The sequence below is a fragment of the Amycolatopsis cynarae genome (assembly GCF_026802195.1).
GTDB classification, from domain to species: domain Bacteria; phylum Actinomycetota; class Actinomycetes; order Mycobacteriales; family Pseudonocardiaceae; genus Amycolatopsis_E; species Amycolatopsis_E rhizosphaerae.
Genome location: NZ_CP113836.1, coordinates 4,673,756 through 4,700,170 on the forward strand (window position 1 = coordinate 4,673,756; position 26,415 = coordinate 4,700,170).

25 protein-coding genes are annotated in these 26,415 nt (G+C 71.7%); 11 read left to right on the forward strand and 14 right to left on the reverse strand.

The window, feature by feature from the left end:
• Window positions 1-34: 34 nt before the first annotated feature.
• The 4 genes from infB to rimP form a co-directional block, all read right to left on the reverse strand.
• On the reverse strand, window positions 35-3,025 hold the full coding sequence (gene infB, locus ORV05_RS22285) for a translation initiation factor IF-2 (RefSeq protein WP_268753963.1): 2,991 nt from the start codon (window positions 3,023-3,025) through the stop codon (window positions 35-37).
• 117 nt (window positions 3,026-3,142) lie between these two features.
• Window positions 3,143-3,481, reverse strand: a complete 339-nt coding sequence (locus tag ORV05_RS22290) for a YlxR family protein (protein WP_268753964.1) — start codon at window positions 3,479-3,481, stop codon at window positions 3,143-3,145.
• Between the two features lie 23 nt (window positions 3,482-3,504).
• Entirely contained in the window at window positions 3,505-4,530 is a 1,026-nt protein-coding gene (gene nusA / locus ORV05_RS22295; RefSeq protein WP_268753965.1) for a transcription termination factor NusA, read from the reverse strand.
• Complete coding sequence (gene rimP / locus ORV05_RS22300) at window positions 4,527-5,081, reverse strand: ribosome maturation factor RimP (RefSeq protein WP_144593137.1); 555 nt, start codon at window positions 5,079-5,081, stop codon at window positions 4,527-4,529. The genes nusA and rimP overlap by 4 nt, the downstream gene beginning before the upstream one ends.
• 107 nt (window positions 5,082-5,188) lie before the next feature.
• On the opposite strand from rimP, the gene ORV05_RS22305 reads away from it, so the two are divergent.
• Window positions 5,189-6,121 (forward strand): ferritin-like domain-containing protein, encoded by a 933-nt coding sequence (locus tag ORV05_RS22305; protein WP_268753966.1) that lies wholly within the window; start codon window positions 5,189-5,191, stop codon window positions 6,119-6,121.
• Window positions 6,122-6,207: 86 nt separating this feature from the next.
• Here ORV05_RS22305 and ORV05_RS22310 read toward each other — a convergent pair whose 3' ends face one another.
• Genes ORV05_RS22310 through ORV05_RS22320 form a run of 3 tightly spaced genes read right to left on the reverse strand, consistent with a single transcriptional unit; the run spans window position 6,208 to window position 8,502 of the window.
• Complete coding sequence (locus ORV05_RS22310; protein WP_268753968.1) at window positions 6,208-6,840, reverse strand: hypothetical protein; 633 nt, start codon at window positions 6,838-6,840, stop codon at window positions 6,208-6,210.
• A 33-nt stretch (window positions 6,841-6,873) separates the two neighbouring features.
• Window positions 6,874-7,887, reverse strand: coding sequence for an aminotransferase class V-fold PLP-dependent enzyme (locus ORV05_RS22315; RefSeq protein ID WP_268753969.1), 1,014 nt, complete (start codon window positions 7,885-7,887; stop codon window positions 6,874-6,876).
• 9 nt (window positions 7,888-7,896) lie between these two features.
• Window positions 7,897-8,502 (reverse strand): TetR/AcrR family transcriptional regulator, encoded by a 606-nt coding sequence (locus ORV05_RS22320; protein WP_268753970.1) that lies wholly within the window; start codon window positions 8,500-8,502, stop codon window positions 7,897-7,899.
• Between the two features lie 60 nt (window positions 8,503-8,562).
• Between ORV05_RS22320 and ORV05_RS22325 the strand changes: the two genes are divergently transcribed.
• Complete coding sequence (locus ORV05_RS22325) at window positions 8,563-9,666, forward strand: Gfo/Idh/MocA family protein (protein WP_268753971.1); 1,104 nt, start codon at window positions 8,563-8,565, stop codon at window positions 9,664-9,666.
• Here the strand turns inward: ORV05_RS22325 and ORV05_RS22330 are convergent.
• Window positions 9,584-11,089, reverse strand: coding sequence for an ArnT family glycosyltransferase (locus tag ORV05_RS22330; protein WP_268753972.1), 1,506 nt, complete (start codon window positions 11,087-11,089; stop codon window positions 9,584-9,586). The two genes, ORV05_RS22325 and ORV05_RS22330, sit on opposite strands and share 83 nt — an antisense overlap.
• A gap of 289 nt (window positions 11,090-11,378) precedes the next feature.
• Between ORV05_RS22330 and ORV05_RS22335 the strand changes: the two genes are divergently transcribed.
• Together ORV05_RS22335 and ORV05_RS22340 are read left to right on the forward strand one after the other, a co-directional pair.
• Complete coding sequence (locus ORV05_RS22335; protein ID WP_268753973.1) at window positions 11,379-12,137, forward strand: rhomboid-like protein; 759 nt, start codon at window positions 11,379-11,381, stop codon at window positions 12,135-12,137.
• An 11-nt stretch (window positions 12,138-12,148) separates the two neighbouring features.
• A complete protein-coding gene (locus ORV05_RS22340) occupies window positions 12,149-12,922 on the forward strand; it encodes a tyrosine-protein phosphatase (protein WP_268753974.1) in 774 nt (257 codons plus the stop codon).
• 3 nt (window positions 12,923-12,925) lie between these two features.
• Here ORV05_RS22340 and ORV05_RS22345 read toward each other — a convergent pair whose 3' ends face one another.
• From ORV05_RS22345 to cysD, 3 genes are all read right to left on the reverse strand, one after another.
• Window positions 12,926-13,438 carry a pyridoxamine 5'-phosphate oxidase family protein gene (locus tag ORV05_RS22345; protein WP_268753975.1) on the reverse strand — a complete coding sequence of 171 codons (513 nt, stop codon included), beginning with the start codon at window positions 13,436-13,438 and terminating at the stop codon, window positions 12,926-12,928.
• Between the two features lie 5 nt (window positions 13,439-13,443).
• A complete protein-coding gene (gene cysC / locus ORV05_RS22350) occupies window positions 13,444-15,297 on the reverse strand; it encodes an adenylyl-sulfate kinase (protein ID WP_268753976.1) in 1,854 nt (617 codons plus the stop codon).
• Window positions 15,298-15,359: 62 nt separating this feature from the next.
• A complete protein-coding gene (gene cysD / locus ORV05_RS22355; RefSeq protein ID WP_268753977.1) occupies window positions 15,360-16,271 on the reverse strand; it encodes a sulfate adenylyltransferase subunit CysD in 912 nt (303 codons plus the stop codon).
• A gap of 59 nt (window positions 16,272-16,330) precedes the next feature.
• Here cysD and ORV05_RS22360 point away from each other — a divergent pair, with 59 nt between their 5' ends.
• Complete coding sequence (locus ORV05_RS22360) at window positions 16,331-16,804, forward strand: nuclear transport factor 2 family protein (protein ID WP_268753978.1); 474 nt, start codon at window positions 16,331-16,333, stop codon at window positions 16,802-16,804.
• Window positions 16,805-16,928: 124 nt separating this feature from the next.
• On the opposite strand, the gene ORV05_RS22365 is transcribed toward ORV05_RS22360, so the two are convergent.
• Window positions 16,929-17,816, reverse strand: a complete 888-nt coding sequence (locus tag ORV05_RS22365) for a helix-turn-helix domain-containing protein (RefSeq protein WP_268753979.1) — start codon at window positions 17,814-17,816, stop codon at window positions 16,929-16,931.
• Between the two features lie 81 nt (window positions 17,817-17,897).
• Between ORV05_RS22365 and ORV05_RS22370 the strand changes: the two genes are divergently transcribed.
• The 3 genes from ORV05_RS22370 to ORV05_RS22380 all read left to right on the forward strand — a co-directional run bounded on the left by ORV05_RS22370 (window position 17,898) and on the right by ORV05_RS22380 (window position 21,125).
• Window positions 17,898-19,061, forward strand: a complete 1,164-nt coding sequence (locus ORV05_RS22370) for a hypothetical protein (protein WP_268753980.1) — start codon at window positions 17,898-17,900, stop codon at window positions 19,059-19,061.
• On the forward strand, window positions 19,061-19,837 hold the full coding sequence (locus tag ORV05_RS22375; protein ID WP_268753981.1) for an SDR family oxidoreductase: 777 nt from the start codon (window positions 19,061-19,063) through the stop codon (window positions 19,835-19,837). The genes ORV05_RS22370 and ORV05_RS22375 overlap by 1 nt, the downstream gene beginning before the upstream one ends.
• Before the next feature lie 118 nt (window positions 19,838-19,955).
• Window positions 19,956-21,125 carry a sulfotransferase family protein gene (locus tag ORV05_RS22380; RefSeq protein ID WP_268753982.1) on the forward strand — a complete coding sequence of 390 codons (1,170 nt, stop codon included), beginning with the start codon at window positions 19,956-19,958 and terminating at the stop codon, window positions 21,123-21,125.
• Between the two features lie 3 nt (window positions 21,126-21,128).
• Here ORV05_RS22380 and ORV05_RS22385 read toward each other — a convergent pair whose 3' ends face one another.
• Window positions 21,129-22,676 (reverse strand): FAD-dependent monooxygenase, encoded by a 1,548-nt coding sequence (locus tag ORV05_RS22385; protein WP_268753983.1) that lies wholly within the window; start codon window positions 22,674-22,676, stop codon window positions 21,129-21,131.
• Between the two features lie 72 nt (window positions 22,677-22,748).
• Between ORV05_RS22385 and ORV05_RS22390 the strand changes: the two genes are divergently transcribed.
• Window positions 22,749-23,474, forward strand: a complete 726-nt coding sequence (locus tag ORV05_RS22390) for a TetR/AcrR family transcriptional regulator (RefSeq protein ID WP_268753984.1) — start codon at window positions 22,749-22,751, stop codon at window positions 23,472-23,474.
• 244 nt (window positions 23,475-23,718) lie between these two features.
• On the opposite strand, the gene ORV05_RS22395 is transcribed toward ORV05_RS22390, so the two are convergent.
• Entirely contained in the window at window positions 23,719-24,609 is an 891-nt protein-coding gene (locus tag ORV05_RS22395) for a LysR family transcriptional regulator (RefSeq protein WP_268753985.1), read from the reverse strand.
• 100 nt (window positions 24,610-24,709) lie between these two features.
• On the opposite strand from ORV05_RS22395, the gene ORV05_RS22400 reads away from it, so the two are divergent.
• Window positions 24,710-25,561, forward strand: coding sequence for an alpha/beta fold hydrolase (locus ORV05_RS22400; protein WP_268753986.1), 852 nt, complete (start codon window positions 24,710-24,712; stop codon window positions 25,559-25,561).
• Entirely contained in the window at window positions 25,558-26,340 is a 783-nt protein-coding gene (locus tag ORV05_RS22405; protein ID WP_268753987.1) for a 2-keto-4-pentenoate hydratase, read from the forward strand. Before ORV05_RS22400 ends, ORV05_RS22405 begins: the two co-directional genes overlap by 4 nt.
• The last annotated feature ends 75 nt before the right edge of the window (window positions 26,341-26,415 follow it).

Genomic DNA, 26,415 nt, shown 5'->3' on the forward strand with positions numbered 1-26,415 from the left:
CCCATGCTGGGCCGGCCCCGGGAGTGATCAGGCGTCAGGCGCGCGGCTTCTCGCGCTGTTCGTAGGTCTCGATCACGTCGCCCACCTTGAGGTCGCCGTAGGAACCGAGGGTGAGACCACATTCGTAGCCTTCCCGGACCTCGACGACATCGTCCTTGAACCGCCGCAGCGAGCTGACCGGCAGGTTCTCGGCGACCACCACGTTGTCCCGGAGCAACCGCGCCCGGGCGTTGCGCCGGATCTCGCCCGAGGTGACCAGGCAACCGGCGATGGTGCCGAACTTCGAGGACTTGAAGACCTCGCGGACATCCGCCTTGCCGAGTTCGACCTCTTCGTACTCCGGCTTGAGCATGCCCTTCAGCGCCTGCTCGATCTCCTCGATCGCCTGGTAGATCACCGTGTAGTACCGGACGTCGACGCCCTCGCGGGTGGCCCGCTCGGTCGCCTTGCCCTGGGCCCGCACGTTGAACCCGAGCACGATCGCGTCGGAGGCCGTGGCCAGGTCGATGTCGCTTTCGGTGACCCCACCGACGCCGCGGTGGACCACGTTGAGCTCGACGTCGGGACCGACGTCCAGCTGCACCAGCGCGGCTTCCAGCGCCTCGACGGTACCCGAGTTGTCACCCTTGATGATCAGGTTGAGGCTCGAGGTCTCCTTCAGCGCGGAGTCCAGGTCCTCCAGGCTGACCCTCTTCCGCCGCGCGGCGTTCATCGCGTTGCGGATGCGGGCCTGCCTGCGCTCGGCGATCTGCCGGGCGACCCGGTCCTCCTCCACCACCAGGAAGGTGTCACCGGCGCCGGGCACCGAGGTGAACCCGATGACCTGCACCGGACGCGAGGGCAGGGCCTCGGTGACGTCCTGGTTGTACTCGTCGACCATGCGGCGCACGCGGCCGTAGGCGTCGCCGGCGACCACCGAGTCGCCGACACGCAGCGTGCCGCGTTGCACCAGCACCGTGGCGACCGGGCCGCGGCCGCGGTCCAGGTGCGCCTCGATCGCGACACCCTGGGCCTCCATGTCCGGGTTGGCCCGCAGGTCCAGCGTCGCGTCCGCGGTCAGCAGGATCGCTTCCAGCAGCTGGTCGATGTTGATGTTCTCCCGCGCGGAGATGTCGACGAACATCGTGTCGCCGCCGTACTCCTCGGCCACCAGCCCGTATTCGGTGAGCTGCTGGCGGATCTTCTGCGGGTTCGCACCTTCCTTGTCGATCTTGTTGACCGCGACCACGATCGGCACCTTGGCCGCCTGGGCGTGGTTGATCGCCTCGACCGTCTGCGGCATGACACCGTCGTCGGCGGCGACCACGATCACCGCGATGTCGGTGGACTGCGCACCACGGGCACGCATGGCGGTGAACGCCTCGTGACCCGGGGTGTCGATGAAGGTGATCAGCCGCTTGTTGCCCTCGAGCTGGGTCTCGACCTGGTAGGCACCGATGTGCTGGGTGATGCCACCGGCCTCGCTCTCGCGGACCTTCGTCTTCCGGATGGTGTCCAGCAGGCGGGTCTTACCGTGGTCGACGTGACCCATGACGGTCACCACCGGCGGCCGGATCTGCAGGTCCTCCTCGTCACCGCTGTCCTCGCCGTAGGTGATGTCGAAGGACTCGAGCAGCTCGCGGTCCTCCTCCTCGGGGCTGACCACCTGGACGGTGTAGTTCATCTCCGAACCGAGCAGCTCGAGGATCTCGTCGGACACCGACTGGGTGGCCGTCACCATCTCGCCGAGGTGGAACAGCACCTGCACCAGCGAAGCCGGGTTCGCGTCGATCTTCTCCGCGAAGTCGGTCAGCGAGGCACCACGCGGCAGGCGGATGGTCTCGCCGCTGCCCTTGGGCAGCCGCACCCCGCCGACGCTGGGCGCCTGCATGTTGTCCATGTACTCCTGGCGCTTCTGCCGCTTCGACTTGCGGCCCTTGCGCGAGGGACCACCGGGACGGCCGAAGGCACCAGCGGTACCGCCACGGCCACCCGGGCCGCCACGACCGCCGCCGCCACCACGGAAGCCGCCGCCACCGCCCGCGGGCGCACCGCCGCCGGCACCACCGGGACGGAAACCACCGCCACCGCCGCCGCCACCGGGGCCGCCGCGGAAACCGCCGCCGCCGCCACCGGGACCGCCACGACCGGCGCCACCGGGACCGCCACGACCCACACCGGCACCGCCGCGGCCGCCACCGGGGCCACCACGGCCGGCGCCACCGGGACCGGCGGGCCGCTGGGTGCGACCGGGCATCATGCCCGGGTTCGGGCGCGGCGGCATGTTGCCGGGGCTGGGGCGGGGACCCGGCCGCGGGGCCGGACGCTCGCCACCGGCGCGCTCGCCACCGGCGCGCTCGCCGCCTGCCGGGCGCTCGCCGCCCGGACGCGGGCCACGGTCACCGGACGGGCCGGGACGCGGGGCCGGGGGACGCGGCACCGGAGCACCGGAGCCGACGCCGAAGGGGTTGTTGCCGACTCGCGGCGTGCGCGGGCCCGGCTTCGGGCCGCCGGGCTTGGGACCCTGCGGCTTGGGGGGCACCACGGAACCGCCCGAGCCCGCCGCCGGGCTCGGCTTCGGGGCCTGCGGCTGCGCCGGGGTGGGCTGTGCCTTCGCGGCCGGGGCCTGCTGCTGCGGCTGAGCCGGCGGAGCCGGCTGAACCGGCGGGGCCTGCTGAGCCTGCGGCTGCGGCTGCGGGGCCTGGGGTTGGGGCCGGGGACCGGGGACCGGACGTGGGCCGGGCTTGGCGCCGGGCACCGCGGCCGGGCGCGGACGCTCCTGCGCAGCCTGCTCCGGGGCCCTCGAGGGCGCCGGAACGGCGCCGTGCCCGTTGCCCGACGGTGCCGGCTTGCGACCGCCGGAACGCCCGCCGGAGCGGCCTTCCTTGGCGGTGAACGCGTCGCGCAACCGGCGGGCCACGGGGGCCTCGACGGTCGACGACGCGGATTTCACGAACTCACCCTGCTCCTTGAGCTTGGCGAGAACTTCTTTACTCGTAACACCGAGCTCTTTCGCGAGCTCGTGTACGCGGGCCTTGCCTGCCACTGCTCTCCTCAACTGGTGAGGCCAGCCAGGCGGTAAGGACCCGCTGACCTCGTCCTATCGTCGCGCGTTCATGGCTTCAGCTTCACGGCTGACTCATGACGGGTCGACCTGCTTCCTTCATTCCGTTCGGGCCGGGGATGGTCCCCCGCCCGTAGTTCCTTCGGCGCACCGCTCGAGGTGCCGCCGCAGGGCCACACCGTCGAGTGTCCCAGAGGCGCGTAACGCCCTGGGAAACGCTCGCCGGCGCTCCGCCTTGGTCAGGCAGTCCGGTTCGGGGTGCAACCACGCACCCCGGCCGGGCAGCCGCCGACGCTCGTCGACGACCAGCCGTCCGTCCTCCGCGACCACTCGCATCAGCTCACCGACCGAAGCCCGCCTCCGGCATCCCACGCACGTCCGGACCGGTGCCTCCCGGTGCCCGGCGCACGCGCCACCCGGATGCGGGCTTCGAACCATCTCCGAGTTTAGCCCCTGGCCTGTCACTCAGACGAACCGGTTGTTGCCGCACGCTGCGTCTCGTCCGGCTCGACGCTCGCCGCATCGCTGCGGATGTCGATGCGCCAGCCGGTCAGCCGCGCGGCGAGCCGGGCGTTCTGGCCTTCCTTGCCGATGGCCAGCGACAGCTGGAAGTCCGGCACGACGACCCGTGCCGTCTTCGTCCGCTCGTCGACCACCTGCACGGATACAACCTTGGCGGGCGAGAGGGCATTCCCGACGAAGCGCGCCGGGTCCTCGGAGTAGTCGATGATGTCGATCTTCTCCCCGGCCAGTTCGCTCATCACGTTGCGCACGCGGGCGCCGACCGGGCCGATGCAGGCGCCCTTGGCGTTGACCCCGGGCACCGTGGACCGGACCGCGATCTTGGACCGGTGGCCCGCCTCGCGGGCCACCGCGGCGATTTCGACCGTGCCGTCGGCGATTTCCGGCACCTCGAGCGCGAACAGCTTGCGCACCAGGTTCGGGTGCGTGCGCGAGAGCGTGATCTGCGGGCCACGGCTGCCGCGCGAGACGCCCACCACGAAGGCCTTGATCCGGCTGCCGTGCTCGTAGGACTCCCCCGGCACCTGCTCGCCCGGGGGCAGCACGCCCTCGGTGTCGCCGACCTGCACCACGACCATGCCGCGCGCGTTGGCCCGCACGTCGCGCTGGATCACGCCGGCGATGATCTCGCCCTCCTTGGCGGAGAACTCGCCGTAGGTCTTCTCGTGCTCCGCGTCGCGCAGGCGCTGCAGGATGACCTGGCGGGCGGTGGTGGCCGCGATCCGGCCGAAGCCTTCGGGGGTGTCGTCCCACTCCTCGGCGACTTCGCCGTTCTCGTCCAGCTTGTAGGCCAGCACCCGGACGTACCCGGACTTGCGGTCGATGTCGATCTTGGCGTGCGGCTGGTGGCCCTCGGTGTGCTTGTAGGCGGTGAGCAGGGCCGTCTCGATGGCCTCGATCACCGTTTCGAAGGGGATGTCCTTGTCCCGCTCGATCGCCCGTAGCGCGGCGATATCCACGTTCACTTCGGCTCCTCCTTCGTCCCGGGTTCTGCCGGCTCCGAGACAGTGTTTCCCAGGTTCTGCAGATCGTCTTCCAGCAGCTTCAGGTCCTCCGCCGGCGGTTGCTTGAACTCGATCTCGATCACGGCCTTCGCGACGTCGGCATAGCGGACCTCGCGAATCCGCCCGGCCACGAGCACCCGCACCGCGTCGGGGCCCGCATAACCTATCCGGCCGACGAATCCCGCCCCCTCGTGCGGGGTGATGCGCACCAAGCGGAACTTCGACCGCCGCCAGTGCCGCTGCCTGGTCAGCGGACGGTCCACCCCGGGCGAGGTCACTTCGAGGGTGTAGGCACCGGCGATGAGGTGTTCGTGCCGGTCCAGCACCGCCGACACCGCCCGGCTGATCTCAGCCACCTCGTCGAGTCCGACGCCGTCGTCGGCGTCGACGACGACCTTGACCAGCTTGCGGCGCCCCGCCTGCTGGACGTCGAGCGCGTCGAGGTCGAAACCCGCGCCGGCGACCGCCTCGGCCACGATGGGCTCGAGCCGCCCGGCGAGTTCTCCTGCCACCTTGGCGCTCTCCTGTTTGCTCTGGTTCTTCTGATGAGGTTCAAGCTTATCTTGTTGGCCCCCGTCACCGCCCGTGGTCACTCCCCCGCCTGGCAGTATGGCCTGTCGTGAGCCCCTGTACCCGCCGCGACGTCCTGCGGATGAGCGCTCTGGCCGCACTCGCCGTCCCGCTCGCCGCCTGCCAGACCGGTTATTCCGACGAGCCGGACCCGCTCGCCCCACTGGCCGAGCAGGCCCGCGCCGACGCCGCCGCCGCCCAGGCGCTGGCCTCCGGCAGCGGCGGCCAGGCCGAACTGGCGCGGCAGGTGGCGACCGCGCGCACCGCGCACGCCCAGGCCCTGCAGACCGAGGTGGACCGGCTCAACCGGCCCAAGAGCAGCGTCCAGGTGCTCGTCCCCGCCGAAACCGGGATGGCCGGGCTCAAGCAGCGGCTCGCCGTCGCTCGGGAACAGGCGGAGAAGGCGGTCGCCGGGCTGCCCCGGTACCGAGCGGGACTGGTCGCCGCGGTGGCGGCGGGCTGTGCGGGTCTCCAGCAACTGGGCGACGTGCTCGGGCCGGGAACGGACCCGGGACAGGTGACGCCGACGGCCTCCCCGGTCCCGGCCGAGGCGGTCGCGCCGCTGCAGCAGGCACTCGACGCCGAGCACGCCGCGGTGTGGATCTATTCGCTGGTGAGCGCGTTCCTGCCCGGCAACTACGAATCGGGCATCAACGACGGCGCCGCGGAGCACCGCCGCAGGCGGGACGCCTGCGTGCGCATGCTGACGGCGGCGGGCGCCACCCCGGACGGCGCCGAGCCCGCCTACCTCACGCCGAAGCCGGTCACCGACGCCGCCTCGGCGAAGAGCGTCGTCGCGACCGCCGAAGCCGACGCCGCGATGGCCTGGCGCGGCGTGCTCGAACGCACCGACGACACCGCCCTGCGCACGGTCGCCCTCAACGCGCTGGTGGGCTCGTCCCGCCGCGGCACCCGCTGGCGCGAGGCCGCCGGCGAAACCCCCAGCGTCGTCGCCCTCGCCGGCTCCACCACCCCGAACTGACCCGCCCCCTCGGCCCGGCCCGGCTGGGCTGGGGCTGGGGCTGGGGCGAGCCATGAAGGGACCCTTCACGGCTCATGCCCGAGGGGTCAGCGGGTGACTTGGGGGGCGAGGTCGAGCGCTTCGGAGGAGAGGCGGGCCAGCTGGGTGTCGTCCTTGTGGCCGTCGAAGAAGTCGGCCAGCACGATGACGACCTTGGTCGCGGACAGCCGCGAAGCGTACTTGCCCGAGGACAGTTTGGGCGCGCCCGAGATCTTCGCCGTGCCGTCGCGCACCAGGTCGGTGACGTTTCCGGTGCCGTCGGTATCCACCAGGGTCTTGAGCTGCTGCGCCTGATCGGCGTCGGGCATGGTGACCACCGCGACCGACACCAGTGCGCGCGCCCCGCCCGCGGTCGTGGTGAACAGCGCCCTCCCGAGCTGCTGGCAGGGGTGCGTGCCGAAGAACTTCTTGATGTCGTCGGTCGACTTGCCCGGACAGTCGGTCGTGGCCACCGGCCCTTCGGCGATGGTGAAGGCGAACGTCTTCGCCGGTCCCTGGGCGACCGGGGCCGGGGCGGCGGGCTCGTGCCGGATGAGCCACCAGATCAGGCCGGACACCACGGCGACGGCGACGAGGCCGAGCCCCTTGAACAGGTAACCGCGCCGGTTCGGGGCGGCAGCGGGGATCCGCGGCAAGGGCGCGGTGTCGCCGCGAGCCGGGGAGAATTGGGCACCAACCACGGAAGAACACCGTACTGGACCCCGGTGACCGGTTCACCCCACCGCGGCCAGAAGCCGATCTACGTCACTGTGCGTGTTGTACAGGTGGCAGCCGACGCGGACCTTGCCCGCGCGGGCACTCACCCTGATCCCGGCCGCGGCCAGGCGGGCTGGATCGGCGTCGAAGGACACGATCGGGCTGTTCCGGGCGGGCAGGCCGAGTCCGGTCCGGATCCGCGCCGCCAGTCCGAGGCAATGCCGGTGCACGGCCTCGCGGTCCAGCGCGGCGAGATACGGCAGCGCGGCCGCCGCCCCGACCTGGGCCAGCCAGACCGGTGAGAGATCGAACCGGCGCGCCCCGGCCGCCAGACGCAGGGGAAGCCCGTACAGCGCGTCCCACGGGTTCTCGCCCGCGTACCACCCCGCGTGGACCGGTTTGCCGCGCTCCAGCGCTCGGGGATGCACGGCGAGCCAGGCGCTGCCGCGCGGGGAGAGCAGCCACTTGTATCCGGCGGCCACCACCCAGTCGGCCCAGTCCAGTGCCAGGGGGAGCCAGCCCGCCGCCTGGGTGACGTCGAGCGCGACGGGCACCCCGGCCGCCTCCGCCGCGGCCCGCACCGCGCCGAGGTCGGCCACGGCCCCGTCCGAGGACTGGACCGCGCTGACGACGACCAGATCGTGCTCCGCCACGGCTTCGGGCAGCAGGTCCAGCGGGACCTCGGTCACGGCCAGTCCCTGGGCGGCGAAGGGGAACGTGACACTGGTGAACTCCCCCGCCGCGGTGAGCACCTTCGCGTCCCGGGGCAGTCCGGCGGCGACGGCCCCCAGCAACTGCGAAACGGAGGCGCCGATCGCGATCCGGTCCGCGGGCACACCGATCAGATCGGCGAACCCCTGCCGGGAGGCGGCCACGGCCTCGTCGAAGTCCGGCGGGGAAGCCGCCCCGGTGCGCCAGCGGGCCACCGCCGCGGCCACCGCGTCGGCGGCCGCCTCCGGCGGGATGCCGATGCTGGGGGTGTTGAGGTAGCCGTGGGGAACGTCGAACCGGGAACCGAAGACTTCGCGCACCCTCCGACGCTAACCGAGGTCCTCGGGCGGGCACGTGGGATTTTCGCGCAGTCCGTCGAGGGCGATACCCAGGGTCCGGCGCCACTGTCCCTCCGGCGCGGGCAGGCCCAGTGTGTGATCCCCCGGCAGCACGCCCGCCAGCAGGAACGCGACGTCCTGCCAGGTGACGTCGGCACGGAAGACCCCCGCGTCCTGCGCGCGGCGGACGAGCGCGCTCAGCCGCTCGCGGACCCGGGCGAGTGGGCCGTCCAGGTTGAGCGGGCAACCGCCGAGCGCGTCGTTGATACCGCAACTGGTGGCCCGGAGGCGGACGTAATCCTCGGCGAAGGTGCGGAAACCGCGCCACGGGTCGGGCTCGGTCATGGCCCGGTCGGCCAGGCCGGTCATCTCGGCGAGCAGGTCGTCCAGCACGGCTTCCAGCAGCGCTTCCCGGGAGGGGAGCCGCCGGTAGAAGGTGCCGATGCCGACACCGGCCCGGCGCGCGATCTCGTGGGCGGTCACGTCCACGCCCACCTCGGCTATCGCGGCACGCGCCGCGTCCACCAGCCGCTGCATGTTCCGGCGGGCGTCCGCCCGCGGGCTGTCCGCCGCCAGTAGCCGTTCGACCGCGCTCATTCGGCTACGCTAGCAAAAAAACGGACTTCATGCGTCCGTTTTCTACTCGGGAGGGCTCTCGTGGGGCAGATCAGAGTGGGTGTCGTCGGGGCGAATCCCGACCGGGGCTGGGCGGCTCGGTCCCACATCCCGGCGCTGCGGGCGCTGCCGGGGTACCGGCTCACCGCGGTGGGCACGAGCAGGCCGGAGACCGCCGAGCGGGCGGCCGCGGTCTTCGGCGCGCCCCACGCCTGCACCGATCCCGCCGATCTGGCCCGCCGGGTCGATCTGGTGGCGGTCACGGTGAAGGTGCCCGCCCACGCGGAACTGGTGCGGGCGGCGCTGTCCGAAGGCCGGGACGTGTACTGCGAATGGCCGCTGGCGCGAACCACAGCCGAGGCCGAAGAACTGGCGAAGGAGGCTCGAGAGGCCGGAGTGCGCACGATCGTCGGCCTGCAGGCCCGCTACTCCCCCGCGCTCATACGCGCCCGCGAACTCCTCGGCACGCTCGGCCGCCTCACGTCGGTGACCGTGCACGCGGCGCGCGGCAAGGGGAACCAGGACGAGGTACCGGCGTGGACGGCCTACACCTACGACTCCGGAGCGGGCGCCGGCCTCCTGGAGGTCTACGGGGGTCACGTGCTCGACGCGGTCGAATACCTGGCCGGTCAGATCACCGAACTGTCGGCACGACTGTCGCTGCAACGGCCGTTCCACCGTACGGACACGGGCGATCCGATCCGCGTGACCGCTCCGGACCACCTCCTGATCCACGGCGCACTGGCCGGTGGCGCGGTGCTGTCGGTCCACGTGCACGACGGCAAGGCCGTCGGTTCGCGAGTCCGGATCGAACTGGCGGGCACCGAAGGCGATCTGACGTTGAGCGCCGACGCCGCCGGAAACCCCCTCGGCGGCCAGTTGCAGATCAGCGCGCTGCGGGGGGTGCCGGTGGAGGTCCCCGAACTGCCCGAGGAAGCGGTCAACGTGGCCGGGCTCTACGCCGCCTTCGCGGCCGGGGAGGACGTTCCCGGCTTCGACGCGGGCGTCCGGCTGCACCGGCTGCTGGACGCGGTGCGGCTCTCCGCGGAGACCGGACGGGCGGTCAGGCCCGGTGCATCCGCTGCCACAGCAGCGGCCACGGCTCCCGCGGCGCCCGGCACAGCCACACCGGGACGTCCTGGTTGACGTTGTCGCGGCGGATCGGCAGGTGCACGGTGGCGACCTGGCGGACCTCCCCGAAGAACCGGCCGAGCTGGGCGGCATCGGAGCCGGTGTAGAGCACCGGCCCGGCGCCCTCGGGTGGTTCGGCGTTGTACCAGGACCCGCGCTCCGGCCCGTACGCCGCGGGCAGTCCCCGTTGCCGTCCGAAGAAGTCGAGCGCGCTGGCCTGCCAGTAGGTGTCGCCCATGACGATCGCGCGCGCCCGGTCTTCCGGTGGCAGGGCGCGGTAGGCCGCGGCGACGGTGTCGGTGAGCTCGGGCCAGCCGTAGCTGCCGCTGGCCACGAAGTCGGTGCTGGTGATCGTCGACAGGGGACGGACCGGCAGCGCGGCGAACACCGCGATCGCGGCGGCGAGCAGGTACGAGGGCCAGGTCGGCACCCAGCGCCACCAGCGGGCGGGGCGCCACCGCTCGATGCGCGCCGCGGAGGCGCCGAACAGCAGCGGGTACAGGCCGGAGACGTAGTAGTAGCGGCCGACGGTGAGCACGAAGATCAGCGCCACCAGCACGGCGGCGACCCCGAGGAACCGGTACCGGGGCGAGCGGAGCAGCTGCCCGGTGCCGTGGCAGGCCAGGAAGGCGCCCACCGGCAGTCCGGCGAACACCACGGCGAGCGGGACGAGCAGGCCGGGACCGCCCATGAACCGGTCGACCTGCTCGGCGACGATGGCCTGCATGTCGAGGTAGGGCCAGCCGTGGCTCGCCTGCCACAACACGGTCGGCGCGGTCAGCGCCGCGGTGACGGCGGCACCGGCCCACAGCAGGGGCCGCCGCAGCAGCTCGCGGGGCCCGGTGACCAGCGCGGCGAGCCCCACCGCGAGCCAGAGGAACACGATCAGGAACTTGACCTGCATGGCGACGGCGGTGGCCAGCCCGGCGAACAGCAGCAGGCGGTCACGCCGGGTCCGGACCCAGCGCACCAGCAGCCAGCAGGTCAGCGTCCACAGCACCGGGTCGAGCAGGTAGGTGGCCAGAAGGTGCCCCGCGCCGAGCAGCTGGACGGAGGTGGCGCAGGCTCCGGCGGCCAGGAGCTGGGCCCGGCGGGCACCGCCGAATTCGCGAGCGAGGAGCGCGGCCAGTACGACGCCGAGGCCGGTCAGCAGCGCCGGCAGCACCCGCAGTGCCACCACCGAGCCGGGGAAGAGCGCGTCCGCCAGGCGGGCCAGTGCGGGCACCAGCCAGGGGTTGTCGGCGTAGCCCCAGGCGAAGTGGTACTTGCCGGAGACCAGGAAGTAGAGCTCGTCCCCGAAATAGCCGAACCGCCCCGACAGGGCCAGCAGCAGCGTCACCGCCGCCGCGGCGACGAGGAGAACCGGTGCCCACGCCGGGGGTGGCACGGCCGGTTCACCGTGGTCCGCGATCGGGGTTTCGGCGGTCTGGGACGGCACGGACTCCACGGCACCTGCCCTCGGGTCGCTGGCGTGGCGGCATCCTAGCCAGCGACGCACCCGGAATGGCCTCGATCGGCCGCTTTTGTGCCGGTGGTGCGCGATTCGCCTGCCCCAGGATGTTGTTGCCGTGAGCCCCCGGGCCCTTCACGGTCGCGTTGCCAGGGCCGGGGCGGGTGACCCCTCACGGTCGCGTTGCCGAGCCCGAGCTCGCCCAGCCGGGGCATTTCTAAGCGGTTTCACAGCTGGCGGATGGTTCGTTATCAGCATGAGACCACAAACTGGCCTCGTGTCCCGTGAAGTGATCACCCGCGACGGCCGCCCGCGCTGGGCGACCCGGCTCGCCGTGCTCCTGCCCTCCCCGGCGAGCACCCCGTTCACCTTCTGGTACCTGGTGCTCCTCCAGGTCACCACCGCGGTGCAGCACCTGGCGGGTCACCGGCTCGCCGCCAAGCTGCTGGCCCTGGCCAGCACCGACGCGCACAACCTGGTGCACCGGCCGGTGCTCAGCCTGATCACCAGCGGGCTGTGGATCGGGGACTCCAGCTGGCTGGCCTACGCGGTGATCTTCACCTTCGCGGTCGCGCCGCTGGAGCGGCGGGTGGGGGCGGGCTGGACGTTCGCCGTGTTCGCCAGCGGGCACATCCTCGCCACCCTGGCCACCGAACTGCCGGTGATGGCGGCGCTGAGCGCGGGCACGCTGCCCGCCGCCGACGCGCGCTGGCTCGACATCGGGGTGAGTTACGGCTTCTTCGCCACCGCCGGGGCGCTCGTGCCCATCGTGGAACGCCGGTTCCGGCGCTGGGTGGCGACCGGGATCTTCGCCTTCATCCTGGTGATCTACCTCACCGACGAACCGGGCTCCCTGCTGTCGATCGTGACCGTCGCCGGGCACCTCATCGCCGCGCTCATCGGGATGCTGGCCTGGAAACCGTGGCTGCGGCGGCGCGGTCTGACCGGCACCCTGCGGCTGAGCCGCCGCCCCGGCGCCCCGCCCACCGACCGGGTTCCCCCGACCGCTCCCTTGGCTGGTTCGATCGCGCCGTGAACTATGGGGGCATGCCATGGCTCGAACTCGAAGGGGCGGTCAACGCCCGTGACGTCGGCGGCCTGCCCACCGTGGACGGTGCGGCGATCGCCGAACGCATCCTGCTGCGCGCGGACAACCTGCAGGGGCTGACCCCCGCGGACATCAAACTGCTGGTCGACGACATCGGGCTGAGCACGGTGGTGGACCTGCGCAGCACTCACGAGGTCGTCTCCGAGGGCCCCGGGCCGCTCAGGGCGGTCGAAGCGGTGCGCCACATGCACCACTCCGTGCTGCCCGAGGCCGGTGAGGCCACCGACGTCACCGCCGACATGCTGTTCGCGCGGCGGCAGCAGGCGCTGGCCCGCTACCCCGAAGACCCGATGTGCGCGCTGTACCTGGGCTATCTCGAGGACCGGCCGGACAGCGTGGTCGGAGCGCTGCGCTCGATCAGCGAGGCCGAGGGCGCCGCTCTGGTGCACTGCGCGGCGGGCAAGGACCGGACCGGCGTCGTGGTGGCCCTGTCCCTGACCGTGGCGGGGGTGCACCGGGACGCGGTGATCGCCGACTACGCGGCCACCGGGCACCGGATCAGCGCGATCCTCACCCGGCTGCGCGCCTCCCCGACCTACGCCGAGGACCTGGCCCGGCGTCCGGACGACGAGGAGCACCGGCCCCGCGAGGCCACCATGGCCGCGTTCCTGGACCAGGTGGACCAGCGTTACGGCGGGGTGCTCGAGTACCTGTCGGCGCACGGCTTCGGCCGCGCGGAAGCGGAGACCCTGCGTGCCCGGTTGCTCGGCTGACCCTCAGGCGCGGGGGTCGCTGAGGAACTCGGCGGTGCTGCCCGCCAGCGGCATCGGGTCCAGGCCGAGCTTGCGGTGGTCCCAGGACCGCGTGCGCTTTGCGTCCACCCGCACCACGACCCGTTTGCGCATCATCATCTCCACCAGCGGCTTGACCTCTTCGCGGTACGGGCCGTTGTAGCGCTCCCACACGCTGACGCCGACCCGCCAGATGTCCTCCGGGTCCTCGCTGATCACGGCCTGCCCTTCGATGGACACACCCCGCAGCTGGTCGTAGGTGTGGCCGTCCTCGATGAGGCAGGTGATGCGGTCGTCGCGGCGGAGGTTGACCACCTTCTGCGACTTGGCCTTGGTCTCGAACCAGATCTGCCCGTCCACCACCGCGTACCACATCGCGACCAGGTGCGGGGTGCCGTCGGGGCCGAGCGTGGCCATCGTGGCGGTCCGGCTTTGTTCGACGAAGGCGGCGATTTCCTCGCCGGTCATGCGGATCTGTGCCCGTTGGTTGACGCCCATGGTGCTCACCTGTCCGACTCGGTCAGGATGGCCAGGATCGACCGGGCCATCGTGGCGGGATCGCCGTCGCCGGGGCGAAGGACGACCTCCGGGCTTTCCGGGGCCTCGTAGGGATCGTCGATCCCGGTGAATCCGCTGATCTGCCCGGCCCTGGCCTTGGCGTACATGCCCTTGGGATCGCGCGCTTCGCACACCGCCAGCGGCGTATCCACGAAGACCTCCACAAAGGACAATCCGGCCTCGGCGTGCGCGGTGCGCACCCGGGCACGGTCCGCCCGGTAAGGACTGATCAGCGACACTACCGCCACGATCCCGGCATCGGCAAACAGCCGGGCCACCTCCCCGACGCGGCGCACGTTCTCCGCCCGGTCCCGTGCGCCGAAGCCGAGATCGGCGTTGAGGCCGTGGCGCAGGTTGTCCCCGTCGAGCAGGTAGGCGGGCCGCCCCGCGGCCACCAGCAGCCGCTCCAGTTCGACCGCCACCGAGGATTTTCCCGACCCGGACAGCCCGGTCAGCCACACCGTCGCGCCCCGGCTGGGCCGCTCGTCGCGGCCGACCGCGGCGGCGTGCCACACCACCCGCGAGCCGGGCAGGCTCGGGCCGGTGATCATGCCGGCCGCCACGGTGTTGTTCGTCGTGTCGTCGACGAGGATGAAGCTGCCGGTGGACCGGTTGCGGCGGTAGGGATCGAACAGCACCGGCCCCCGGGTGCGCAGCCTTACCCGGCCGATCTCGTTGAGCGCCAGCTCCGGGGCCGACTCGTCGCGGTGCAGCGTGTTGATGTCGAGCCGGTACTCCAGCGCCCGGACCTCCGCGGTGGTGGCCCGCGTGGTGTGCCGCAGGGTGTAGGTCGCCCCCGGGGTCAGCGTGGAACGCTCGGAAAACCAGCAGACCATCGCGTCGAACTCGGTGTCGGCGTGCGGGCGGTTGCCGGGGCGGCACAGCAGATCGCCGCGGGCGATGTCGAGTTCGTCGGCCAGTTGCAGGGTCACCGCCTGGGGCGGGAACGCCTCGGCGACGGGTTCGCCGCCCGGCGCCCAGATCGCCCGTACCGTCGAGCGGAACCCCGACGGCAGCACCAGCACCTCGTCACCGGGTTTGAACACCCCGCCCGCCACGGTCCCGGCGTAGCCCCGGAAGTCCTGGCTGTGGCTGCGGATCACGTACTGCACGGGCAGGCGCGCGTCGACGAGGTTGCGGTCGGAGGCGATGTGGACCTGTTCGAGATGGTGCAGCAGCGGGGTGCCCTCGTACCACGGCATGCTGGTGCCGCGGTGCACCACGTTGTCGCCGTGCAGCGCCGAAAGCGGCACGAAGGTCAGGTCGGGCACGTCGAGTTTCATCGCGAAGCGGCGGAAGTCCTCCCGGATCTCCTCGAACCGTTCCTGCGACCAGTCCACCAGGTCCATCTTGTTCACGCACAGCACCAGGTGCGGGATGCCGAGCAGGCTGGACAGGAAGGCGTGCCGCCGCGACTGTTCCAGCACGCCCTTGCGCGCGTCGACGAGGATGAGCGCGAGGTCGGCGGTGGAGGCGCCGGTGACCATGTTGCGGGTGTACTGGGTGTGGCCGGGGGTGTCGGCGATGATGAACTTGCGGCGCGGGGTGGCGAAGTACCGGTGGGCCACGTCGATGGTGATGCCCTGCTCGCGCTCGGCCCGCAGGCCGTCGGTCAGCAGGGCGAGGTTCGGGTAGTCCTCGCCGCGCTCGCGGCTCGCGCGCTCCACGGCGGCGAGCTGGTCCTCGAACAGGGATTTGGAGTCGAACAGCAGGCGGCCGATCAGGGTGGACTTGCCGTCGTCGACGCTGCCGGCGGTGGCCAGGCGCAGAAGTTGCTGAGGAGGATGCGTGAGGGACAAATTTCCCTCCGCGGGCCTCGCGCGTCCGACCGGGTGCGGGTGTCCCGCAAAATGCTGAGCCATCAGAAGTAGCCCTCCTTCTTCCGGTCTTCCATGCCGGCCTCGGAAATGCGGTCGTCGGCGCGGGTGGCGCCGCGCTCGGTGAGCCGGGTGGCGGCCACTTCGGCCACCACCTCCTCGGGCGTTGCGGCCTCCGATTCGACGCAGCCGGTGCAGGTGGCGTCGCCGACGGTGCGGAAGCGAACCGTTGCGGAGTAAGGCTTTTCCCCGTCGAGCAGGGTCAGGAACCTTGTGTGCGCGAGCAGCATTCCGTCGCGCTGCACGACCGGGCGGCGGTGCGCGTAGTAGATCGACGGCAGTTCGATGTCCTCGGCGGCGATATAGGACCAGATGTCGAGCTCGGTCCAGTTCGACAGCGGGAAGACCCGGATGTGCTCGCCCTTGCGGTGCCTGCCGTTGTAGAGGTTCCACAGCTCCGGCCGCTGGTTGCGCGGATCCCACTGCCCGAACTCGTCGCGGAAGCTGAAGACGCGTTCCTTCGCGCGCGCCTTCTCCTCGTCGCGCCGGGCGCCGCCGAACACCGCGTCGAAGCCGTTCTCCCGGATGCAGCGCAGCAGGGTGGTGGTCTGCAGGCGGTTGCGGGAGGCGCGGGGCCCGGTCTCCTCGGCCACGCGGCCCGCGTCGATGTCGTCCTGGACCCGTCCCACCAGCAGCCGGACGCCGAAGGAGGCCGCGGTCCGGTCCCGGAACCCGATCACCTCGTCGAAGTTGTGGCCGGTGTCCACATGCAACACCGGCAGCGGCGGCGGGGCGGGCCAGAAGGCCTTGCGCGCCAGGTGCAGCATCACCACCGAGTCCTTGCCGCCGGAGAACAGCAGCACCGGACGCTCGAAGGTCGCGGCGACCTCACGGAAGACGTGCACCGACTCGGCTTCGAGTGCGGCGAGATGGGACAGCTCATAGGTGCTGGTCACCCGAAGTAAAGTAGAACACGTTCTTGCGGTTGGTCAACGGGCGGAGGATGCTGCCTGCCATGGACCTCGTCGCAGTAGAAGACATCAAACGCGTCAAGTACCGCTACCTCCGCTGCGTGGACCTCAAGCAGTGGGACGAACTGGCCGACGCACTGGCCCCCGAGGCCACGGCCGACTACGGCACGCCGACCTACGGCGAGCCGCTGCGCCTGCGGGGGCGCGAAGCGATCATCGGGTTCCTGCGGGAAAAACTCGGCACGGGCATCATCACCACGCATTCCGCCGGGCAGCCGGAGATCGACATCGACGGCGACACGGCGAAGGGCGTCTGGGCCTTCGAGGACACCGTGCTCTCGCCGGAGCACCAGGTGGTGATCAAGGGGGCCGCGTTCTACGAAGACACCTACCGGCGGTGCGAGGACGGCCGGTGGCGCATCACGCACACCGGCTACACGCGCACCTACGAGCTGATGTACACGCTGAAGGACCTGCCCAGCCTCCGCCTGACCGCGAACCGCTGGGCCACCCCCTGATGCCGTGAGAACCCCGGCGGAGGGGGCTGGGGCGAGCCGTGAAGAGCCCCTTCACGGTCGAATCGACTGTGAAGGGGCCCTTCACGGCCAACGCCCAAGTGATGAGGGTGAGCATCGGCGCGGGTCAGCGGTCGGCGGGGCGGCGGCCGCCGGAGTCGCGGGTGACCGCGTCGGCGGTGGCGACCAGCGCCGCGCCGCGCCGGGCGATTTCGGCGCCGGTGACGGCCTCGCCGACGTACATCGTGAGCACCAGTTCCTGCCGTCCCCTGGCGTCGAAGGTGGGTGCCGCGAGCAGGCTCACCGCGTGCCTGCGCCGGGGATCCAGTTCCGCGCCGAGGTAGACGCGTTCCCCCAGGCTCGTCACCAGTTCGCCGACCAGTTCGCGGACGTGGGCGGGCAGGTCGTCGGCCGCCATCCCGGCCAGCAGGGAGTACAGCCGCCGCCCGCCCGCGGTCTGGCTCTCCACCAGGTACCCGTGCTCCCGGCATTCGGCGACCACCTCGCGCAGCCGCTGTTCGTCCAGTTTCACCGGCACCGCGGGCGGTTTCGCCAGCCAGGCGTCGAAGGCGGCGTCGGAGTCCCACAGCACGTACATCAGCCCCACCGGCGGGGCGAACGGGTAGGCCTGCCCGACCTTCACCGGCGCGGGCCCGGTGCCCTCCAGCAGCAGGATCTGCTCCCCCACCACCGCCGAGGCGGTACACGTGGTGCGGTAGCGCGCGCTGAGTCCTTCCAGGTGGCGGCGGGCGATCTCGCTCACCGCGAAGCCTTCCCGCGCCGCCCGGCCCGCGGCGACGAGTGCGGGACCCAGCCCGTAGGTGACGGTCCGGGGGTCGCGCACGAGGTACCCGCCGGCGACCAGCTCGGTGAGGATGCCCAGGCAGGTCGGCTTGCTCAGGTCCAGCTCGCGAGCCAGCTCGGACAGGCCGAACCGTTGTCCCGGCCGCGCGGCGAGGAAGTCGAGCAGGCGGACGACCCGCTGGGCGGGGGCGGACCGGCGGGCTGGGGGCATTGCCATCTCCTAGAACACGTTCTACTCTAACTCGCATCCGAATGTACCAGCACGGTACATATTTGTACCAAGGGAGGGCCGGTGCTCACGCGACCGTTCGCCGAAGCCGTCGAAGCCGCCGAAAAGATCATCACCGGCGCGCCGCACGTGCGGACCGAGCAGGACCTGATCGAGGGGTACGACTACCTGGCCGGCAGCGTCAAGGCCTGCCTGCACCTGGCCTGGGCCTACGAGCGCGACTTCCCGTTCTTCGTCCAGTCCACCGGCCCCTACAGCAAGATGGGCCTGGACAACCCCGACACGCTGTACTTCCACTCCTTCATCCGCCCGGACGCCGAGTACGTGGTCACCGGGCAGCGCGGCACCACCACCGACCTGAGCTTCCAGGTGCTCAACGGCAACTACTCCCCCGTCGACGTCCCGGACAGCCTCACCGCCTTCGACGACCGGGAGATCGAGATCGGTGAAGACGGCGGTTACGAGATCCGCTTCGGTCCCGGCCCGGCCGGCCCGAACTACTTCACCCTCGGCCCGGATTCGGCGATGCTCGTGGTGCGGGAGGTCTACAGCGACTGGGCCACCGAGCGGCGCGGCACGATCCGCATCCACCGCGCCGACACCGTCGGCCACGCGCCCCCGCCGCCCACGCTGTCCACAATGGAGAAGCGCTACGAGGTGGCGGGCAAGATGCTGCTGTCGCGGCTCAACACCTTCCTCGCCTTCCCCAAGTGGTTCTACCTCGACCTCCCGGTCAACACCCTGACCGAACCGCGGGCCACGCCTGGCGGACTGAGCACGCAGTTCTCCTCAGTGGGGCACTACGACCTCGACGACGAGACGGCCATGATCGTCACGGTGCCGAAGTCCGACGCGCCGTACCAGGGCCTCCAGCTCGGCAGCATGTGGTACATCTCGCTGGACTACATCAACCACCAGACCAGCCTCACCGCCGACCAGGCGCGGGTGGACCCCGACGGGAAGATCCGGTTCGTGATCAGCGAACGCGACCCCGGGGTGGCCAACTGGCTGGAGCGCACCGGCCACCGGCGGGGGTTCGTGCAGATCCGCTGGCAGCGGCTGTCCCGTGAGCTCACCGCCGAGGACGGTCCCGAGGTGGAGCTGGTGCCGGTGTCGGAGCTGGCCGGGCGGCTGCCCTACTACGAGCAGGCCCGGATCACCGCGGAGGAGTTCACCACCCGGATCGCGGCCCGGCAGGCCGCCGTAGCGACGAGGATGCTGGGCTGATGCTGCTCGAAGACAAGGTGGTCGTGGTCTCCGGGATCGGCCCGGGACTGGGCCGGTCGATCGCGCTGCGGAGCGCGCACGCCGGGGCGGACGTGGTGCTCGCCTCCCGGACGGAATCACGGCTGACCGAAGTGGCGAAGGAGATCACCGGGCTCGGCCGCCGCGCGGTGGTGGTGCCCACCGACATCAACGACGAGGCTGACGCACGGCATCTCGTGGCGTCCACAGTGGAGGCTTTCGGCCGGGTGGACGCACTGGTGCACAACGCGTTCGCCATCCCGCCCATCATGGACCTGATGGACGTCGAGCTGGCCGCGGTGCGCGCCGGGTTCGAGACCAACGTGCTGGCGGCGCTGCGGCTGACCAGGATGTTCGTCCCGGCGCTGGCCGAAAGCCGCGGCTCGGTGGTGATGATCAATTCGGCGGTGCTGCGGCATTCGCGGCGCACCTTCGGCGCCTACAAGATGGCGAAGGCGAGTCTGCTGGCACTGGCGCAGAGCCTGGCGACGGAACTGGGCCCGCGCGGGATCCGGGTCAACACCGTGGCGCCCGGCTACATCTGGGCGGACAACCTGAAGTTCTACTTCGCCTACCTGGCCAAGGAACGCGGCATCACCCCGGAGCAGGTCTACGAGGAGACCGCCTCCACCATCGACCTGCGCAAGCTCCCCGAACCCGACGAGATCGCCGACACCGTGGTGTTCCTCAACTCCCCGCTGGCCCGCATCGTCACCGGCCAGTGTCTCGACGTCAACGGCGGCGAATACCACCATTAACCGTTCTTGAAATGGGTTTGCTTGGCGGTGCGGGTGGCGGAACCTGACGTGGTCCCTCGCTGTGGGATCTCCTCCTCAGACCTCGAGCCCGAATAGAACCCCAGAAAGGAAGACTCAGGTGACCGGACGCGACAGCGTGGGGACGCTGGAGGATCTGCACGCCTCGGCGACGCGCTTCACCGGCGGGCTGGACGATTTCGGGGACGACGAGTACCGCGAAGGGCTCGGCGTGCTGCTGGAGTCCTACGCCCGGGACGCGCGGCTCACCCCCTTCGGCAACAAGATCCACCGTGCCTTCCTGAGGGGCGCACTGGTGGCGCGCCTGCTCAGTGAGGCGGCCTGGAAGAACAACCCGGGCTACGCACAGGTGCCGATCGAGCGGCCGGTCTTCGTGACCGGCCTGCCGCGGACCGGCACCACCGCCCTGCACCGGCTGCTCACCGCCGATCCGGCGCACCAGGGGCTGGAGGTCTGGCTCACCGAGGTGCCGCAGCCGCGCCCGCCGCGCGAGACCTGGGCGGACAATCCCGTGTTCCAGCGCATCCAGGCCGGGTACGAGCAGCACCACGTGGAGCACCCGGAATTCCTCGGCGTGCACCATTCCTCGGCCGAGCAGGTCGAGGAATGCTGGCAACTGCTGCGCCAGTCGGCGAAGTCGGTGTCCTACGAATGCCTCGCGCACCTGCCGACCTACTCGGCCTGGCTGAGCAAACAGGACTGGACCGACGCCTACTCCCGGCACCGCCGCAACCTCCAACTGATCGGCATGCCGGATGCGGACCGCCGTTGGGTGCTGAAGAACCCGAGTCATCTCTTCGCGCTGGACGCGCTGCTGGCGGTGTATCCGGACGCGCTGGTCATCCAGACGCACCGGGCGCCGAGGGAGATCGTCGCCTCGGTGTGCAGCCTCAACGAGCAGGCGTCGGCGGGGTGGTCGACCGCCTTCCGGGGCGAGGTGGTGGGCCGCTCCCAGCTGGAACTGTGGGCCCGGGGCGCCGAAAGGTTCCTCGACGACCGGCCGCGCCACGAGCAGGCACAGTTCTGCGACGTCTACTACGACGACTTCGTCGCCGACCCGATCGGCACCCTCGAGGCGGTCTACCGGCACTTCGCGCTGCCGTTCACCGACGAGGCCCGCGCGGCGATGACCGCCTTGCACGCCGAAAGCACCCGTGGTGCGGCCCGCCCGTCCCACCGCTACACCCTGGACGACTTCGGTCTGGTCGCGGAGCAGGTGGACGAGCGGTTCTCGCGCTACCTGGCGGCGCACCCGCGGCTCGCCGGGTGAGCCTCACGGCTTCCCGGTGACGGTGGCCAGGACCCCGCCGAGCGCGGCGGCGGGGTCCGCCACCGGTCCGGGCGAGCGCCAGGCGACGAAACCGTCGGGGCGGACCAGCATCGCCCCGGCCGTCCCGATTCCGGCCGACGCGGCCCAGGCCGCGTCCAGCCGCACCGCGCGCACCTCGAGTCCGCGCTCGACGGAGACCTTGCCCGCGGCGTCGTACCAGTCCTGGCCGTCCGGTCCGGCCAGTACGGCGAAGCGCGAGGCATTGAGGTCCAAAGTGGACACGCGGGCGCCGTCGGCTTCGACCCAGCGGTGCGCCAGGCGCGAGCCGGGTGAGCCGTCCAGCACCGCCGCGAGGTCCTCCGTGGACGGAAGCGGCGCCACGGGCCCGGCGATCGCGGAGGAGTCGTACCGGTAGCCCTGGATCACCAGCGAGGCGTGCCAGGCCCCGGCGGCGGCCCGCTCGGCCACCGCCGTCGGATCCCAGTGCAGGCGCGGGTTTTCCCAGCGCAGCAGCGCCTGCCGGGTGACGAGTTCGGCGACCGCGTGCCGCTCTTCGTGGTAGCTCTCCAGCAACCGCTCCCCCGCCTGCCCGGCGAGCACCATGGCCAGTTTCCACGCCAGGTTGTGCGCGTCGGCGAGCCCGGTGTTGAGCCCGAAGGCACCCAGCGGCGACACCGCGCGCGCCGCGTCGCCCACCAGGAACGCCCGCCCGGCACGGAATCGCCGTGCCAGCCGCACGGTGGCCCGCCATGGCAGGACACTGACGATCTCCACCGGCAGGTCCGCGCCGAGCGCCGTGCGGATCACCTGTGCGCAGCGCTCGGGCTCCCGGTCTTCCTCGGTGGAGTAGCCGGTGTGGAACACCCAGCGGTCCTCCCCCACCGCGAGCAGCATGCCGGGGGCGTCCGGGTGCCGGATCTCGGTCATGGCGGGCATCGCACCGAACCGGCTCGCCAGATCGGCGTGGAACAGGATGTTCAGGGTGGGGGCGCCGATCTCGCCGGGACCGGTGGTGGGAATGCCGAGCGCCTCCCGCACGGCGCTGCGCACGCCGTCGGCGCCGACCAGGTACCGGGTGCGCAGGACACGCCCGTCCGACAGGGTCACCGAGACGCCCTCGTCGTCCTGCTCGACGCCGGTCACCGCGACCCCGTATTCGATCGTGGCGCCGAGTTCGCGTGCGGCGGGGGCGAGGACCGCGTCCAAGCGGTCCTGGGGGTAGTGGCCGCGCGCGACGACCGGGCTGAGCCCGGCCGGGCCCGCCGGGGTGGGCGTCGCCGGGCGGCGGCTCCAGTCGATCTCCGCGGCGGTGCGCGCGTCGGCCTTCCAGGCGACGGCCGAGTGCACGGCGGCCGCGTCGATCCGCTCGCTCAGCCCCACTTCCCGGAAGAACTCCAGGCTGCGCGGGCTGATGCCGAGCGCACGGGGATGCACGGACGGCTCCTCGCGGCGTTCCAGCACCAGCGACGGCACGCCGTGGTGTCCCAGGAACACGGCGGTGGCCAGGCCGACGGTGCCGCCTCCGGCGATCACGACGGGAATCGGTGACATGGGGTCTCCCTCAGTAATCGGGAACGGTGTTCCCGCTATGGGCACACTGTACCCAACAGGTACGCTGTGCCCATGTCCCCCTCGCTGTCGCCTCGCTCACAGCCCGCCACGCTCGTCTGGATGCGGGAGCGCCCCCGCGGCAGCCGGGTCGTGCTCACCGAGGACAAGATCGTGCGGGCGGCCATCGACCTGGCCGACGCCGAAGGCATCGAGGCGCTGTCCATGCGCCGCATCGCCACCGAACTCGGCTCGGGCACCACCTCGCTGTACCGGCACATCCGCGGCAAGGACGAACTGATCGAGCTGATGGTGGACGCGGTGTACGGCGAGGAACCGATCCCCGAGCGCGGCAGCCAGGACTGGCGCGGCGCACTGGCGGACTTCGCCCGCCGCTTCCGCCACTCGCTGCTGCGGCACCCCTGGCTGGTCCAGCAGGCCTCCCAGCGCCCGGCGCTCGGCCCGAACGTGATCGCCCGGTCGGATCACGCCCTCAGCCTGGCCGAAGAAGCCACGCACGACCCGACCACGGCCGGCCTGATCGTCGGCGCGATCACCACCCACGTGCTCGGCTCGGTCTCCGCGGAACTCGCCGAGCTCCAGGCTCAGCGCACCACCGGCATGACCGAGGACGAATGGCGTGAGTCGGTCGGCGGCTACGTGACGCGGATCATCGAGTCCGGCCGGTACCCGCATTTCACACGCAGGGTCCTGGAGGCCGAGGACCCGGACGCGGAAACGCGGTTCGAGTTCGGCCTCAACTGCCTGCTCAGCGGTATCGCCGCCACCCTCACGGCCTGAAGCGCCCTGCGGCGGCTGCGCCGATTGCCGTGAGGGGTCCCCTCACGGCAGCGAACTCCCGGGACAGGGGTGTGCCCTCAAGGTGGCCTTGAGGGCGTTTATGGCTCTGAAGGCGACCTTCAGGGCATCCCGCCCCGGCCCCAGCGTGGGACTCGCCCGACGGAAGGGGCGCCGCGCACCGCCGAGCCGACCGGACTTTGCCGGAGCCCTGGCAAATACGACCGTGAGGGGGCCCCTCACGGGCCTAAGGCACCCAGCTCCGGGAGTGGGAGAGCTTGCGGGCGGCCCGCAGGAACCGCTGGGCCGCCGCGGACAGGGCACCGCTGCGCCAGACCGCCTCGATCACCACGGGGGGCAACTCGTCGGTCAGCTCCAGCGCGGCGTGCGCACCGAGCAGGCGCACCGCGGCGGACCGGCACACCACCGTGAACCCTTCCCCGCCCCGCAACGGGGACTGCCGCAACCCCGGCACCGGATGTTCCCAGGTCTCGAAGGTCTCGCCGGTGCTGTGCAGGGCCGCGACCACGTGATCGTGGTAGGCGGGCGCCAGCTGGCGATTGAGGAAGCAGAACGTTTCGCCGCGCAGGTCGCGCAGGGACACCGCGCTCCGGCCCGCCAGCCGATGCGTCTCCCCGACGACGGCGACCAGCGGTTCCCGGCGCAGCACGAACCGGTCGAGCCCCTCACGCGGCTCGATACTGTGAGAGATCACCACGTCCAGCCGGCGGTCGTGCAGGGCGATCTCGAGCTCCGGCGACCACCCCTCCCGCGCGTCGACCACGACCCCCGGGCATTCAGACGGCACGAACTCCATCAGCGCGGGCACCGTTTCGTAGGCGGTGCTGGCGACGTAACCGAGCCGCACCGGTGCCTGCGGCTGCACCCGCCGCGTCTGCTCCACCATGGCCTCGGCGTCGGCGAGCAGCCGCCGCGCGGACTCGACGAACACCGCGCCCGCCTCGGTCAGCCGGGTCGGCCGCCGCTCGAACAGCGTGACTCCCAGCTCCCGTTCGAGGTTCCGGATCTGACGGCTCAGCGGCGGCTGCGCCATGTGCAGCCGGTCCGCGGCGGCCTGGAAGCCGCCCTCGTCGGCCACCGCCACCACGTAGCGCAACACCCGGAGCTCCATCGACATACCGCAAAGGTATCGGCTGCCGTCGAAGCGAGTATTGGACGGCGATGCGCCGCGCACCGGAGAATCGCCGTCGACAGGCCCGCGCGGGGAGGGGACGCCGGTGGAACATCACGTCGGAGACGTGAACGGGCAGCGCACGCATTGGGTCACCGCTGGGGGTGGTGACCCGGTGGTCCTGCTGCACGGCTGGCCGCAGACCTGGTACGAGTGGCGGCACCTGATCCCGGTGCTCGCCCAGCGGTACCGGGTGATCGCGCCCGACCTGCGCGGCTGGGGGGAGACCGCACGGCCGGCGGGCGGCTACGACGTGGCGACGGTCGCCGCGGACGTGGCCGCCCTGCTGGACCGGCTGGACGCCGGGCGCGTGCACGTGGTCGGCCACGACTGGGGCACCCCGGTCGGCTACCACCTCGCCGCGACCCGCCGGGACCGCGTGGTCTCGTTCACCGCGCTGGAGGCGAGCATCCCGGGCGCCGGCGGTGAAAACCTGCTGAACTTCTCCCAGGCGTGGAACCCGTTGTGGTTCTTCCCGTTCCTGGCCACGCCGGGGCTGCCGGAGCAACTGCTGAGCGGGAAGCAGGAACAGTTCTTCGCCTGGATCCTGGCCCAGATGAGCCGGTCGACCCCCGGCTGCCTGAGCGCCGAGGACATCGCCGTGTACGTCCGGGCCTACCGTGACGACGACGCCGTCCGCTCCACCTGCGCGTACTACGCCAACACCTGGCTGAGCGCCGCCCAGATCCGCGAAGCCGCCGAAGAGCCGCTGAACATCCCCGTGCTGGCCGTCGCCGGGGAACGCTCCCTCGGGCAGAACATGCTGACCTTCGTGCGCCGCCTTGCGCCCGGCGCCGACGGCGTCGTCCTGCCCGGCTGCGGGCACCTCGTCCCTGAGGAAAGGCCGGACGAGCTCGCCGGGCTGCTCACCGAATTCCTCGCTAAGGCCGGGCGATGAAGGGCGGCTGGAACGTCGACCGTGCCGCCGCCGCCCTGCTGGACTGCGAACACGAGGTGCGTGACCGCGGGCCCCTCACCGAGCAGTGGCCCGGGCTCGACGTCCCGACCGCCTACGCCGTCCAGACCGAAACGCTGCGGCGCCGCCTTTCCGGCGGGCAGCGCATCACCGGGATCAAGCTCGGCCTCACGTCGAGGGCGAAACAGCGGGCCATGGGCATCGACACCCCGCTGACCGGCTGGCTCACCGACGCCATGGCACTGGCGGCGGGCGAGCCCGTCCCGCTGCCGCGGTTCATCCACCCCCGGGCCGAGCCGGAAATCGTCCTGGTCATGGGCGAACGCCTGGCGGGCCCGGGCGTGACCCCCGAGGACGCGCTGGCCGCGGTGGCGGAGGTCCGGGCCGGGCTGGAAGTGATCGACAGCCGCTTCCGCCGGTTCCGGTTCACCCTCCCCGACGTGATCGCGGACAACGCTTCCTCGGCGGGCTACGTGCTCGGTTCCGTGGCAAGGGAGCCCGGGGACATCGACGTGAGCGCGGAAACCTGCGTGCTGGAGGCCGACGGCGGGCCCGCCGGTTCCGCCACCGGGGCGGCCGTCCTGGGCAGTCCCGCCGCGGCCCTCGCGCTGGCCGCCAACGACCTGTGCATGCGGGGACAGGCCATCGAGCCCGGCTGGCTCGTCTTCACCGGCGGCCTGCTCGACGCCGTCCCCCTCACCCCCGGCTCCCGCGTCCGCGCCAGATTCGGCTCGCTGGGCGAGCTCACCCTCACGGCCTAGCGTGTGTATCGAAGTCGGTGAGGGCAGCGCGGGGTTGCGGGTCTCGAAGCGGTGGAGCCGCTTGCGCCACGCTGT